Below are 13979 nucleotides of genomic sequence, written 5' to 3'. Positions count from 1 at the left end.
CTTTTAATGCTATTGGTATCAGTTTACAAAAGCCAAGTTTTCTAAATTACAGGCACAAAAAAAGGAGGCTAAGCCTCCTTTTAATAGGTCGAACGTTATCTAATTAAAGATTAACGACGTAGACCTAACTTCTTGATAAGCTCTTGGTAACGAACATTTTCAGTACGCTTAAGGTATGCAAGAAGTTTACGACGTGTGCTAACCATACGTAGTAGACCACGACGTGAATGGTGGTCATGGATGTGCTCTTTGAAGTGACCTTGTAGGTGGTTGATCTGCGCAGTTAGCAGAGCAACTTGAACTTCAGAAGAACCAGTATCATTTTCACAACGACCAAATTCAGCTAGGATTTTAGCTTTAGCTTCAACACTTAGTGACATTTCTATCTCCAAAATAATAATTAAAAATCTTTAGCCGATCACTAACTCAGCCAAAGTGAGCGCGCTATTCTACCCATTAAGCTAAGTAGTAGCAACTAGATTTCTTAACCACATTGCAAATAATTGCTATTCGGCTGACTCATCTCTTAAAACAATAAGTCGCTTCGGTGCAAGCAGTCCATCATCATTCATCTGACCGATACCGACAAACTTACGCTCAGCACCTAAAGTGATACGCACAAGCTCATCAACGGGCAAATTTGCAACTTGAACAGGATTACCATTCATCAAGAACGGAGCAATGTCATCAGAGACGTTAATCTCTGTAAAATCACTAACTGCTGTATCCATAGGCAAAAGAAGTGGATCTAACACTTCTGCTAGCGTCAATGACTCTGCTTCAACCTTAGCCACCAAAGCCTCTAACTGAGCCAGAGAGACCATATTGTCGTATGGGTAGCCCGCGACTTGAGTACGTCGCAGCATTATCACATGGGCACCACAGCCAAGCATCTCACCCAAATCATCGGTAATGGTTCGGATGTAAGTGCCTTTAGAGCAATGAATATCTAAGGTTAACTCATCGCCTTCTAGGCTGATAAAGTTAAGCTCGAATACATTGATAGGACGAGCCTCACGTGGCACCTCAATGCCTTCTCGCGCATACTTATACAAAGGCTGACCTTGGTATTTAAGCGCTGAATACATTGAAGGTACTTGCATCGTTTTACCACGAAAATGCTCAAGGGCAGTATCTAACTGCTCTTGAGTAAAGTCTATTTCACGTGTCTGAACCACTTCACCATCAGAGTCACTAGTGTCAGTGCGCTGACCGAGCTTAGCGGTGACGAGATAACGCTTATCAGCATCGAGAAGGTGCTGCGAAAACTTGGTGGCTTCACCTAAGCAGATAGGTAACATACCTGTCGCTAATGGGTCAAGCGCCCCAGTATGACCCGCTTTGTTTGCATTAAAAAAGCGTTTAACTCTTTGTAATGCAAAGTTCGAGCTCATGCCAGTGTCTTTATCAAGCAACAACACACCATCAATGTGACGACCACGAGAACGACGAGCCATTACTTGTTGTCCTCAGCCTTGTCAGTGTCTTGCTTAACATTTTCTGCTGTACCGTGCTCTTGCTGCTTAGCTTCATCATCACTGATCACTCGGCTAACAAGATTAGACATACGCATACCTTCAACTAATGAACTGTCATAGATAAAGCGCAGCTCAGGCATCACACGTAGCTTCATACGCCCAGCAACCAATGAACGGATATAGCCTGCAGCGGCATCTAATGCTTCTACTTTCTCTTGAACAAGCTTTTCGTCTTCTTCAAAGAAAGTCACGTATACCTTGGCATAGCTCAAGTCACGTGAAACATCGACATCATTAACCGTCACAAACCCAATACGAGGGTCTTTCATATCACGTTGTAGCACCTGTGCTAGCTCTTGTTGTAGCTGCTGTGCAATACGGCGTGTACGACTAAATTCTTTTGCCATAATATTTTGCCATCTTATCAAAAAGTAAGGGCGGCTGACGCCGCCCCTATATGTTATGAGATAGGTTACAGTGTACGTGCTATCTCAACGGTTTCGAAGACTTCAATCTGATCGCCAACTCTGACGTCATTATAGTTCTTCACACCGATACCACATTCCATGCCGTTACGAACATCGCTAACGTCATCTTTGAAGCGGCGTAGAGATTCTAGCTCACCTTCGTAAATAACAACGTTTTCACGTAATACACGGATTGGAGCGCTACGCTTAATAGTACCTTCAGTAACCATACAACCAGCAATTGCACCGATCTTAGGTGACTTAAATACGTCACGAACTTCAGCAAGACCAATAATTTCTTGTCTGAATTCTGGCGCTAGCATGCCACCCATCGCGTCTCTAACTTCATCAATCAACTGATAGATGATGCTGTAGTAACGTAGGTCAACACTTTCGCTGTCGACAACTTTACGCGCTTGTGCATCGGCACGAACGTTAAAGCCAACCATAATAGCGTTAGATGCTGCAGCTAAAGTTGCGTCGGTCTCAGTCAGTCCACCTACACCGCGAGCGATGATGTTAACTTTAACTTCGTCAGTTGAAAGCTTGTTAAGCGAATCAGCGATTGCTTCAAGCGAACCTTGTACGTCAGCTTTAAGTACCAAGTTAAGCTCTTGAACTTCACCTTCAACCATATTGGCGAACATGTTTTCAAGCTTAGACTTCTGCTGGCGAGCCAGCTTAACGTCACGGAACTTGCCTTGGCGGTAAAGTGCGACTTCACGCGCTTTACGCTCATCACGTACAACCGTTGCTTCATCACCGGCTGATGGCACGCCAGAAAGACCTAAGATCTCTACTGGAATTGATGGGCCAGCTTCAGTAATTGCTTTACCGTTTTCATCTTTCATCGCACGGACTTTACCGTACTCAAGACCACAAAGAACGATATCGCCTTGCTTCAATGTACCTTCTTGTACAAGAACGGTTGCAACTGGACCACGGCCTTTATCAAGCTTAGATTCAACAACAACACCAGCAGCCATACCTTCACGAACCGCTTTAAGCTCTAGTACTTCAGACTCAAGAAGGATACCTTCTAGTAGTTCATCAATACCTTCACCGCTCTTAGCTGAAACGTGAACAAACATGTTCTCTCCGCCCCAGTCTTCTGACATTACGCCATGCTGAGATAGCTCAGACTTAACGCGATCAGGATCTGCTTCCGGCTTATCAATCTTGTTCACTGCAACAATCAGTGGCACTCCGCCTGCTTTAGCATGCTGAATAGCTTCGATTGTTTGTGGCATAACACCGTCATCGGCCGCAACAACAAGAATAACAATATCGGTTGCCTTGGCACCACGAGCACGCATTGCGGTAAACGCAGCGTGACCAGGAGTATCAAGGAAGGTGATCATGCCGTTACCCGTTTCAACGTGGTAAGCACCAATATGCTGAGTAATACCACCCGCTTCGCCTGAAGCAACTTTTGCACGACGAATGTAATCAAGTAGCGATGTTTTACCATGATCAACGTGACCCATAATAGTCACTACTGGAGCACGAGGCTCAACGCTAACATCACCGTTACGGTCAGCAAGTACTTGATGCTCAAGCTCGTTTTCACGAGTTAGAATCACTTTGTGACCCATTTCTTCAGCCACTAGCTGTGCCGTTTCTTGGTCTAGGACTTGGTTAATGGTAACCATAGAACCCATTTTCATCATTTGCTTGATGATTTCAGTCGCTTTAACTGACATCTTTGAAGCAAGTTCTGAAACTGAAACAGTCTCACCAATACTGACATCTGCTTTAACAACAACAGCTGACTTGTTAAATGCATGGTCCATAGACTCAGGTGCAACACTGCGATTGTTGCGAGAGTTGCGTGAATTACGGTTATCACGACGGTTATCTTTACCGCGCTTACCTTTTCCGCCTGGACGACCAGAACCCGCATTAGCATTTGGGTTAGCATTATTACCAGCATTTGCAGAAGGCTTACGCGGACGACGTCCACGTTTTTCAGCGTTTGCATCAGCAGTATCTTCAGCAGCACGCGCTTCAGTAGAGGTAGTCACATGGTGATCACCTGTCTTTTCAGCTTCTTTACGTGCTTTTTCTTCATCAGCCCAACGCTTAGCATTCTCTTCAGCTAGGCGACGTGCTTCTTCTGTTGCAGCAGCGGCTTCTTCATCAGCTTTAGCTTTAGCAACTTCATCTTTAGCTGCTTGAAGCTTATCAGCTTCATCTTTAGCAGCTTTTTCGTCAGCTGTTTGTGCTGGCGCAGCTTCTTGCTTCTCAGTCTTCGCTTTAGCTGCTTTAGCTGCTTTTTCAGCTTTAGCTTTAGCGTCTGCATCAGCTTTTTGTTTTGCTTCAGCATCGGCTTTAGCTTTAACTTCAGCTTCTGCTTTGGCCGCTGCAGCTTTCGCGTCTTCTTCGGCTTTCGCTGCTGCCGCTAGTTCAGCTTCAGCCGCTTCGTCACGCTTTACGAAAGTGCGTTTTTTACGCACTTCGACTTTAACGTCTTTTGACTGACCGCCACTTCCTGCAACGCTCAATGTAGAAACTGACTTACGTTGTAATGTCATTTTCTGTGGTGCAGCATCGCCACCGTGTTGCTTCTTAAGAAAATCAAGCAACTGCTGTTTTTCAGATTCAGAAACCGTATCGTTTGCCGATTTCTTGATACCAGCCTGAGAAAATTGCTCGACGAGTCGATCAGCACTTTTCCCAACTTCTTTGGCTAGTTTGTCTACTGTAGTATCTGCCATTATTAAATTCCCCTCTGTTGATCGACTTATGCTTCTTCGCCAAACCAACAGATATTACGGGCAGCCATAATGAGCTCACCTGCTTTTTCTTCTGTTAATTCTTCAATTTCGATCAAATCATCAATGCCTTGTTCGGCTAAATCTTCTAGCGTGATTACGCCTTTGCTTGCCATTACGAACGCCAAGTGTCTATCCAAACCTTCTAAAGCTAGTAGGTCTTCACTTGGTTCAGCACCATCAAGTGCTTCTTCAGTCGCAAGTGCGCGAGTTGAGATCGCCGCTTTTGCGCGCTCTCTTAAAGACTCAACGATATCTTCGTCAAATCCTTCAATTTCTAGTAGTTCTGATGTTGGTACGTAAGCAATCTCTTCTAGAGAGGTAAAACCTTCGTCAGCCAGAACTTGGGCAAACTCGCCATCAACGTCTAATGACTCGATAAACAAGTTAACCACTTTAGCGCTTTCTGCTTGATGCTTAGCTTTCATATCATCAACAGTCATCACGTTAAGTTCCCAACCTGATAGTTGAGTGGCTAAACGAATGTTTTGACCGTTGCGACCAATTGCTTGCGCTAAGCTATCAGCTTCTACAGCGATATCCATTGAGTGGTTGTCTTCATCTACAATGATTGAAGCAACGTCTGCTGGCGCCATACAGTTGATAACGTATTGTGCAGGGTTATCATCCCATAGAACGATATCAACACGCTCACCGCCAAGCTCGTTAGAAACGGCTTGAACACGCGCGCCACGCATACCAACACACGCACCGATAGGATCGATACGACGGTCGTTAGACTTAACGGCGATCTTTGCGCGAGAACCTGGGTCACGAGCAGCGCCCATGATTTCAATCATTTCGTCTTGAATTTCTGGTACTTCAACACGGAAAAGCTCAATGAGCATCTCTGACTTAGTACGAGTCAAGAACAGCTGAGCGCCACGCGCTTCTGGACGTACCGAGTAAAGCAATGCTCTAACACGGTCACCAGGGCGGAAAGACTCACGTGAAATAAGGTCTTCTTTGAACAGCACACCATCGGCATTGCTACCCAAATCAACAACTACGCTTTCACGGTTACTCTTCTTAACAACACCTACGATTAGCTCACCTTCGCGATCACGGAATTGATCAACAATCTGAGCACGTTCAGCTTCACGTACTTTCTGTACGATAACTTGCTTCGCAGTTTGTGTTGTAATGCGATCGAATGCCACTGAGTCGATTTCGTCTTCGATAAAGCCACCAAGCTCAATCTCAGGGTCGTCGTATACAGCTGCTTCTAGCGTAATTTCGCGGAAAGGGTTTTCCAACGGTTCGCCAGTGTCCTCAACAACCATCCAACGACGGAATGTTTCGTAACCACCTGTTTTGCGATCAATGGCAACACGTACTTCAATGTCACCTTCATATTTTTTCTTGGTTGCTGTGGCTAGTGCAATTTCCAACGCTTCAAAAATCTTTTCGCGAGGTACACCTTTCTCATTCGAAACCGCCTCAGCGACTAGCAGGATCTCTTTATTCATTCTCTTGCCTCGTTCACCTTGAATTCATCAAAACTTAGCGATTAAATTGCCTTTGCGGATATTATCCAAAGCAATTATCAGTTCGTTGCCGTCTACCGACAGAGTGAGCATTTGCCCCTCAATGCCAATAACGGTACCTTTTAAATTACGACTACCTGCAACAGGCATCGTTACTTGTACTTTTACAGTCTCACCGATGTAAAGTTGGTACTGCTCAGCGGTGAACAGTGGTCTATCTACACCAGGTGAAGAAACTTCGAGTGTGTACTCTGTTGAGATTGGGTCTTCAACATCCATAACAGCACTTACTTGACGACTGGTCTCTGCACAGTCCTCAATAAAAATTCCTTTTTCGTTGTCTATATATAGACGCAAGATAGAGTGCTTACCTGCTTGAATATATTCCAAACCCCAAAGCTCGTGGCCTAATGCTTCAACTGGTGCTTTGAGCATCTCTACCAGTTTGCGTTCTAATGTAGCCAAGGTTACCCCCAGAAAAACAAAAAAGGGCCTAATAGCCCCAGTAAAAAGTCATTTTCATGACAGTTTTGTAAGTCCCAGATAACAAAAAACCCCGTAATGACGAGGTTGATATATCCAGAACCTGTAACAGTATAGGATCTAAATCCTTTACTGGGAAGCTGGTTGCGGGGGCCGGATTTGAACCGACGACCTTCGGGTTATGAGCCCGACGAGCTACCAAACTGCTCCACCCCGCGACAACTTGTGCAAGTATATTGAGAATCATCTCTACTTGCAATAATAAAGCGCCTAAGTGGCGACTTTATTACCTTTGACTTGGTCATTAAACAAAATCAAAGATTTGGTGCGGATGGGGGGACTTGAACCCCCACGAGCTTTCGCTCACCAGCCCCTCAAGCTGGCGTGTCTACCAATTCCACCACATCCGCATAATTTCTACGTTGATTGCTTTTAATAATGACCACGTTTAGAGGTTAATAGCCATTTTAACAATCTCTATTAATCTATCTGATTAATAGTCTCCATAAGTATCTATGGATTAGTCAGGGATTTTATCTTCTGACTTTTCAGCGCCCTGCTGAACTTGCTCAACAGCTTGAGCTGCATCGCTACCTAAATCGTTCCATGCATCTTCAGATTTAGTGTGGTTTGCACTTAAGTTACCGATGGTAAGACTTAAAGCAAAAAACGCTATTGCTAAAATTGCTGTTGAACGAGTCAGGAAGTTACCAGAACCTGATGAACCGAACAGAGTACCAGATGCACCGGCGCCAAAAGAGGCCCCCATATCTGCACCTTTACCTTGCTGGATAAGGATCATGCCTACTAGGCCAATCGCTACCAACAAGTATATAACCATTAGAACTTCATACATATTTATGCGCTCATCGCTATCGTACATAGACTGAGAAATTCAGTAGCATTCAGACTAACACCGCCAATCAAGCCACCGTCTACATCAGGCTGCGCAAATAAATCTGCTGCGTTACTCGGTGTTACGCTACCACCGTACAAAATCCTGATATTTTCTCCGATAAATGGAGATACTTCAGAGAGGCGTTTGCGAATAAACGCATGAACTTCCTGTGCCTGCTCTGGCGTAGCGCTCTTACCTGTCCCTACAGCCCATAATGGCTCGTAAGCGATAATTGCGTTGTCAAAAGCCATGGTGCCATTTTTTTCAATGACTACATCTAACTCTTCAGCAATAACTTCAAAAGTACGTCTTGCTTCACGAGCTGGACCTGACTCACCAACACATAATATTGGCGTCAAACCATGTTTTTGAGCTGCAGCAAATTTCTCTGCTACGATGTCACTCGTCTCTCCGTACATACGGCGACGTTCTGAATGGCCGATAATAACATACCGACATCCTGAATCTTTTAACATCTGCCCAGATATTTCACCAGTATAAGCACCGAAGTCATGTTGACTGACATTCTGTGTACCCATCCTGACAAGACAACCGTTTAAGGCTTCTTTGTTTTCATCTAGCAGCTGTCTAACACTTTCTAAATATATAGAAGGCGGACACAAAACTACTTCCGCTGAATCATTTTGGAGCTTGGTAGCGAATTTTTTGAAAAGCTCTTGCGCGAGTTGCGCACTGCCATTCATTTTCCAATTACCAGCGACCATGGGACGTCTTAGTGCCATCACTGTCTCCTCTGAAAGCGGCGTGAATAATAGCGAACCACTTGTTAACTTACAATACCTAAAGGCGTAATTTTTAATAAACTCGGTTAGAACGCATACTTTTTACCCGACCAAGGCGATATATGCTTAAAGTGCATATTTTTACAGCATGATAAACAGCTGTATGTTCTAACCGAATAGCAGTCTACACTAGATTACGAACTGCATCTGCAATGTCGTTTGCGAATTGAGTCACGTCAGCTCGATCGTCGCCCTCAACCATCACCCTAAGTAAAGGTTCGGTACCAGATTTACGCAGCAATACACGCCCCTTAGCGCCAAGTTTCTGTTCAACCTCAGCTTTTGCTGCAAGTACCACCTCTGATGACAACGGGTCATCAGCGCCTTCAAAACGAACATTAACCAAGACTTGAGGCAACATGGTTATGCCAGCTGTGAGTTCCTCAAGGCTAGCATTTTGACGACACATTGCCGCCAGAACGAGTATACCCGCAACAATACCATCACCGGTTGTACCATGATCAAGGTTCAGAATGTGGCCTGAATTTTCGCCGCCAATCTTCCAATCATGTTCTTTCAATAACTCCATCACATAACGGTCGCCCACTTTAGAACGTACAAATGGAATATCAAGCGCCTGTAGTGCTATGTCTAAACCAAGGTTAGACATCAATGTTCCAACGACTCCGCCTTGCAGTACGCCACGTTTTTGCGCATCACAGGCAAGAATGTAGAGGATCTCATCGCCATCAATGACTCGACCATGACGGTTCACCATCATGATCCGATCGCCATCACCGTCAAGTGCAATACCTAAGTCAGCATTTTCTTCCAGCACGGTTTCACAAATTTTAGCCATTGAAGTTGCACCAACTTTATCGTTGATGTTCAGCCCATTTGGTTTATCACCAATAGCGATAACTTCGGCGCCAAGCTCTTTAAATACGCTTGGTGCAATGTGGTAGGTCGCGCCGTGAGCACAGTCGACAACTATTTTTAGACCACTTAAAGTCTGTTCTGCTGGGAAATGACTTTTACAATATTCAATATAGCGGCCAGCAGCATCATCGATACGGCCAACTTTGCCTAATAAGTGAGATTCTACGCAAGTCAAAGGTTTCTCTAATTCAGCTTCGATTTCAAGCTCAACCGCATCTTCTAACTTACTACCATCGGTATAAAAGAACTTAATACCGTTATCGTAATAAGGGTTATGAGAAGCACTGATCACAATCCCGGCTTCTGCACGGAATGTGCGAGTCAAGTATGCGACCGCTGGTGTTGGCATTGGGCCAATGAGCATGACATCTAGACCCGCAGCAGATAAGCCCGCCTCTAGCGCTGATTCAAATAGATAACCTGAAATACGGGTATCTTTACCAATAATCACTTTATGGGTACCCGCTCGAGATAATACACGTCCCGCCGCCCAACCCAGTTTGAGGGCAAGCTCAGGTGTCATCTTGCCTGCACCGACCTTGCCACGAATACCGTCGGTACCAAAAAATTGTCTTTGCTTCACGAAAACTCCAAACTAATAGCTGTGGGTAGAAACGAATGCACATATTCTACCAAATAATACTTCATTTAAGCTGAACAAGAGTTTAACTTAAATCCTTGTAATTTTTAGTTGCGTTGAGCACAGCCATCATATCGGCTGTTTCCTGTACATCATGTACACGCACTATATCGGCTCCCGCCTGCAGGGCTAACATATTACCAGCAAGAGACGCACTTAATCTTTGTGCTACATCACGATTAAGTAGCTGACCAAACATGCTTTTTCTAGACATTCCTGCTAAAAGCGGCAATCCAAAGGCTTTAAACTCTGCGAAACGCTGTAACAGTTCATAATTATGCGATAATGATTTACCAAATCCAAATCCTGGATCAAGCACTATGTTGTCACGCTTAATACCTGCTTGAACACATTGTTCGATACGCTGCTTAAAAAATGCCGCTATATCTTCAACAACGTCAGCATAGATTGGCGCTTGCTGCATCGTACGAGGTTGCCCCTGCATATGCATAAGGCATACGGGCACATTGAGCTCACTAGCCGCTGTTAACGCACCAGGTTCTTGTAAAGCTCTAACATCATTGATGAGGTGTGCACCGGCTGCGACAGCCGCTCTCATGACTTCTGCTTTGCTGGTATCGATTGATATCCAAACATCATGTTTTTTTGAAACATATTCAATCAGTGGGATCACTCGTGCAAGTTCCTCCTTTTCACTAACATCCTTAGCGCCCGGTCTTGTAGACTCTCCACCAATATCAATAAAAGTTGCCCCGTGCGCGACCATGCTATCAGCTTGACGACAGGCAGTTGCAAAAGTTGAGAATTCGCCACCATCAGAAAAAGAGTCAGGGGTTGCATTGAGGATCCCCATAATAACGGCAGTAGATAAATCTAACGATTTTTCCCTACAAGTTAATATCGACAAAATAAAGCTCCATAAACAAGAAAGCCCCGCAGTGGGGCTTTCTTAAACATTCTAAAGATTACTTAGCAGGTGATTCGTCCACATCACTTACGTCAGTTTTATTTTCTTCAGTGTCTTTAGTCTCTTCTTTTTTTACCGAAGAAGCACCGTTGCTGTCATTATCATCTGACTGCTGGTCTTTTTCCCACTCTGCAGGCATACGCACTTCACGACGCTGCATCAAATCTTCAATTTGATTTGAATCAATGGTTTCATACTTCATCAGTGCATCTTTCATTGCATGAAGAATATCCATATTTTCGTTAAGGAAGGTTTGCGCTCTTTCGTAGTTAGAGTCAATCAACATCTTAACTTCAGCATCAATGATCCGTGCCGTATCATCAGACATATGCTGCGACTTACCCATACTACGACCTAAGAAGACTTCATTTTCATCTTCAGCGTAAAGTACTGGGCCTAGCTTCTCAGAGAAGCCCCACTGCGTGACCATGTTACGTGCAATAGAAGTTGCATACTTAATATCTTGCGATGCACCAGTCGATACTTTTTCAGTTCCGTAGATAATCTCTTCAGCTAGACGACCACCATAAGCAACAGAGATCTGGCTTTCAAGTTTACGTCTACTTTGGCTAATTGCATCCGCTTCAGGAAGGAAGAAAGTAACACCCAATGCGCGACCACGTGGGATGATAGTCACCTTATGCACAGGATCGTGCTCAGGAACTAAGCAACCAACGATAGCGTGACCCGCTTCGTGGTATGCCGTCATCTCTTTCTCTTCTTCAGACATCACCATAGTGCGGCGCTCAGCACCCATCATGATCTTATCTTTTGCGCTTTCAAACTCTTCCATGCCAACGACACGGCGGCTGTTACGAGCAGCAAATAGCGCCGCTTCGTTAACAAGGTTAGCCAAATCTGCACCTGAGAAACCTGGAGTACCACGGGCAATCACACTAGCTTTAACACCATCGGCCAAAGGTACTTTACGCATATGCACTTTAAGAATTTGCTCACGACCACGAACATCTGGCAAACCAACAACAACTTGACGGTCAAAACGACCAGGACGCAATAGTGCAGCATCGAGTACGTCAGGACGGTTAGTCGCGGCGATAACAATCACACCTTCGTTACCTTCAAAACCATCCATTTCAACCAGCATTTGGTTCAATGTTTGCTCACGTTCATCATGACCGCCACCAACACCGGCGCCACGCTGGCGACCTACCGCATCGATTTCATCAATAAAGATAATACAAGGAGCTGACTTCTTAGCTTGTTCGAACATGTCACGTACACGAGATGCACCAACACCAACAAACATTTCAACAAAGTCTGAACCTGAAATAGTAAAGAAAGGCACTTTCGCTTCACCGGCAATGGCTTTAGCAATTAGCGTCTTACCAGTACCTGGAGGACCTACTAACAAAACACCAGTAGGAATTCGACCGCCCAACTTTTGGAAACGTGTTGGCTCTTTTAGGTAATCAACCAACTCTTTAACGTCTTCTTTCGCTTCATCACAACCCGCGACATCAGCAAAAGTCGTTTTAATTTGGTCTTCACTCATCAGTTTGGCTTTACTCTTACCAAATGACATAGCGCCTTTGCCACCACCGCCTTGCATTTGACGCATGAAGAATATCCACACACCAATAAGGAGCAGCATTGGGAACCAAGAGATAAAGATTTGGGTCAAGAAACCCGACTCTTCCGCTTCTTGGCCTTTCATCATGATGCCTTTACGGTCAAGATCATTGATTAGATCTAGATCCGGCATCGGCATAATGGTGACAAACTTCTCACCAGTACGCTTAGTCCCTTCAATGGTACGTTGATCGCTTTTCACTTCAACAGTACTAACCTGTCCAGCTTTTACGTCATCCAAAAAGGTAGAATAATCCATCTTCTGCTTATTTGAAGAAGAGGGGGAATAGCCCTGAAAAACTGACATCAATACAACAGCGATGACAACCCAGAGAATTAAATTTTTAGCCATGTCACTCAAATTACTCGACCTCTTTTTAAAGTCTTTCGAAAACTAATGTTAGAGTACTTACGATAGATTACTATAACTTGTACCCAGTCGCCACAAGATAGACTTCACGCGATCGTGGTCGCGAAGAATCTGGCTTACGTGTTTTTACCGTTTTAAATGCTTCTTTTACTGCTTTCATGTATTCGTCAAAGCCCTCCCCCTGAAAGACCTTAACAGCAAAACAGCCATTAGGTGCCAAAACTTGATGACACATGTCTAATGCAAGTTCTACCAAATACATAGCGCGAGGTTGGTCTACCCCACCTGTACCACTCATGTTTGGTGCCATATCAGATAACACAACATCCACTTTAGCATCACCGACTCGGGTCAGCAGCGCATCAAGTACTTTTTCCTCGCGAAAATCTCCTTGTAAAAAATCTACGCCTACAATGGGATCCATAGGTAAAATGTCACATGCGATAACTTTACCTTTGTCTCCAGCAAGTTTAACGGCTACTTGTGACCAACCGCCGGGTGCAGCGCCTAAATCAACAACCGTCATCCCCGGACGAATAAGTTTATCTTTCTCTTGGATCTCTTCTATCTTAAAGGCCGCTCTAGACCTAAAACCGCGTTTTTGCGCAAGTTTGACATAGTGATCATCGAAATGTTCTTGCATCCAGCGAGATGAACTAGCTGTTCGTTTTTTACCTGACATTTAAAATCCGCAACAATTGAGAGTTACACAAAGCATATATAAGGGTAGAATAGCGGCTTTTCAACAGTAACTCAGCATAAAGTTGGTATAAATGAACTTAACAACCAAACAAAAACAGCACTTAAAGGGTTTAGCGCACAGTTTAAAGCCTGTAGTGATGCTTGGTGGCAACGGCCTGACTGAAGGTGTACTGGCTGAAATTGATAGTGCACTCTCTCATCATGAATTGATTAAAGTGAAAATAGCCTCTGGTGACAGAGAGCTTAAAAATGCAATCGTCGACGCCATCGTACGTGAAACTCAAGCTGTTCAAGTACAGCTTATTGGTCACGTCTTAGTACTGTTCCGTCAGTCTGAAGAAATGAAAATTGCTGTGCCTAAGGCAAAGTAGTTAACAAAAGCCTCTTTTATCCACGAAAGAAGTTTTAGCAAGATAGATAAAAAGAGCCGCTGATTATTCAGCGGCTCTTTTTTTATTTACTATACCCGTACTACCTGAA

General features: G+C 44.3%; 13 protein-coding genes and 2 tRNA genes. 1 reads left to right on the top strand and 14 read right to left on the bottom strand.

Annotated features, from left to right (window positions below; all coding sequences use genetic code 11):
* Positions 1-110: 110 nt before the first annotated feature.
* The 14 genes from rpsO to rlmE form a co-directional block, all read right to left on the bottom strand.
* Positions 111-380: a 30S ribosomal protein S15 gene (gene rpsO / locus AB4238_RS16455; RefSeq protein ID WP_020911393.1), complete on the bottom strand. Its 270-nt coding sequence runs from the start codon at positions 378-380 to the stop codon at positions 111-113.
* 126 nt (positions 381-506) lie between these two features.
* A complete protein-coding gene (truB, locus tag AB4238_RS16450) occupies positions 507-1457 on the bottom strand; it encodes a tRNA pseudouridine(55) synthase TruB (protein WP_372034400.1) in 951 nt (316 codons plus the stop codon).
* On the bottom strand, positions 1457-1885 hold the full coding sequence (gene rbfA / locus AB4238_RS16445; protein ID WP_372034399.1) for a 30S ribosome-binding factor RbfA: 429 nt from the start codon (positions 1883-1885) through the stop codon (positions 1457-1459). Before rbfA ends, truB begins: the two co-directional genes overlap by 1 nt.
* A gap of 65 nt (positions 1886-1950) precedes the next feature.
* On the bottom strand, positions 1951-4662 hold the full coding sequence (gene infB / locus AB4238_RS16440; RefSeq protein WP_372034398.1) for a translation initiation factor IF-2: 2712 nt from the start codon (positions 4660-4662) through the stop codon (positions 1951-1953).
* Between the two features lie 26 nt (positions 4663-4688).
* The gene (gene nusA, locus AB4238_RS16435) at positions 4689-6188 is read right to left on the bottom strand and encodes a transcription termination factor NusA (RefSeq protein WP_372034397.1); all 1500 of its coding nucleotides are present in this window, start codon (positions 6186-6188) and stop codon (positions 4689-4691) included.
* Positions 6189-6215: 27 nt separating this feature from the next.
* Entirely contained in the window at positions 6216-6671 is a 456-nt protein-coding gene (gene rimP, locus AB4238_RS16430) for a ribosome maturation factor RimP (RefSeq protein WP_044555691.1), read from the bottom strand.
* Positions 6672-6830: 159 nt separating this feature from the next.
* Positions 6831-6907 (bottom strand) — tRNA-Met (locus AB4238_RS16425).
* 105 nt (positions 6908-7012) lie between these two features.
* Positions 7013-7099 (bottom strand) — tRNA-Leu (locus AB4238_RS16420).
* A 110-nt stretch (positions 7100-7209) separates the two neighbouring features.
* Positions 7210-7545 (bottom strand): preprotein translocase subunit SecG, encoded by a 336-nt coding sequence (gene secG, locus AB4238_RS16415; protein WP_371990438.1) that lies wholly within the window; start codon positions 7543-7545, stop codon positions 7210-7212.
* Positions 7546-7547: 2 nt separating this feature from the next.
* Entirely contained in the window at positions 7548-8330 is a 783-nt protein-coding gene (gene tpiA, locus AB4238_RS16410; RefSeq protein ID WP_020911386.1) for a triose-phosphate isomerase, read from the bottom strand.
* A 184-nt stretch (positions 8331-8514) separates the two neighbouring features.
* Positions 8515-9852, bottom strand: a complete 1338-nt coding sequence (glmM, locus tag AB4238_RS16405) for a phosphoglucosamine mutase (protein WP_372034396.1) — start codon at positions 9850-9852, stop codon at positions 8515-8517.
* An 82-nt stretch (positions 9853-9934) separates the two neighbouring features.
* The gene (gene folP, locus AB4238_RS16400; protein ID WP_372034401.1) at positions 9935-10723 is read right to left on the bottom strand and encodes a dihydropteroate synthase; all 789 of its coding nucleotides are present in this window, start codon (positions 10721-10723) and stop codon (positions 9935-9937) included.
* Between the two features lie 112 nt (positions 10724-10835).
* A complete protein-coding gene (gene ftsH / locus AB4238_RS16395) occupies positions 10836-12779 on the bottom strand; it encodes an ATP-dependent zinc metalloprotease FtsH (RefSeq protein WP_372034394.1) in 1944 nt (647 codons plus the stop codon).
* A 70-nt stretch (positions 12780-12849) separates the two neighbouring features.
* Positions 12850-13479, bottom strand: coding sequence for a 23S rRNA (uridine(2552)-2'-O)-methyltransferase RlmE (gene rlmE, locus AB4238_RS16390; protein ID WP_020911382.1), 630 nt, complete (start codon positions 13477-13479; stop codon positions 12850-12852).
* Between the two features lie 91 nt (positions 13480-13570).
* Here rlmE and yhbY point away from each other — a divergent pair, with 91 nt between their 5' ends.
* Positions 13571-13870, top strand: coding sequence for a ribosome assembly RNA-binding protein YhbY (gene yhbY, locus AB4238_RS16385; protein WP_020911381.1), 300 nt, complete (start codon positions 13571-13573; stop codon positions 13868-13870).
* Positions 13871-13979 lie beyond the last annotated feature (109 nt).

Origin of the sequence: Shewanella sp. 10N.286.45.A1 (assembly GCF_041470405.1) — a bacterium.
In the GTDB taxonomy this organism is placed as follows: Bacteria; Pseudomonadota; Gammaproteobacteria; order Enterobacterales; family Shewanellaceae; genus Shewanella.
This window is presented reverse-complemented; position numbering and strand designations above follow the sequence as displayed.

Coding starts and splice junctions, on each gene's coding strand:
- rpsO (WP_020911393.1), bottom strand. CDS start 380: ATGTCACTAAGTGTTGAAGCTAAAGCTAAAATCCTAGCTGAATTTGGT.
- truB (WP_372034400.1), bottom strand. CDS start 1,457: ATGGCTCGTCGTTCTCGTGGTCGTCACATTGATGGTGTGTTGTTGCTT.
- rbfA (WP_372034399.1), bottom strand. CDS start 1,885: ATGGCAAAAGAATTTAGTCGTACACGCCGTATTGCACAGCAGCTACAA.
- infB (WP_372034398.1), bottom strand. CDS start 4,662: ATGGCAGATACTACAGTAGACAAACTAGCCAAAGAAGTTGGGAAAAGT.
- nusA (WP_372034397.1), bottom strand. CDS start 6,188: ATGAATAAAGAGATCCTGCTAGTCGCTGAGGCGGTTTCGAATGAGAAA.
- secG (WP_371990438.1), bottom strand. CDS start 7,545: ATGTATGAAGTTCTAATGGTTATATACTTGTTGGTAGCGATTGGCCTA.
- tpiA (WP_020911386.1), bottom strand. CDS start 8,330: ATGGCACTAAGACGTCCCATGGTCGCTGGTAATTGGAAAATGAATGGC.
- folP (WP_372034401.1), bottom strand. CDS start 10,723: ATGGGGATCCTCAATGCAACCCCTGACTCTTTTTCTGATGGTGGCGAA.
- ftsH (WP_372034394.1), bottom strand. CDS start 12,779: ATGGCTAAAAATTTAATTCTCTGGGTTGTCATCGCTGTTGTATTGATG.
- rlmE (WP_020911382.1), bottom strand. CDS start 13,479: ATGTCAGGTAAAAAACGAACAGCTAGTTCATCTCGCTGGATGCAAGAA.
- yhbY (WP_020911381.1), top strand. CDS start 13,571: ATGAACTTAACAACCAAACAAAAACAGCACTTAAAGGGTTTAGCGCAC.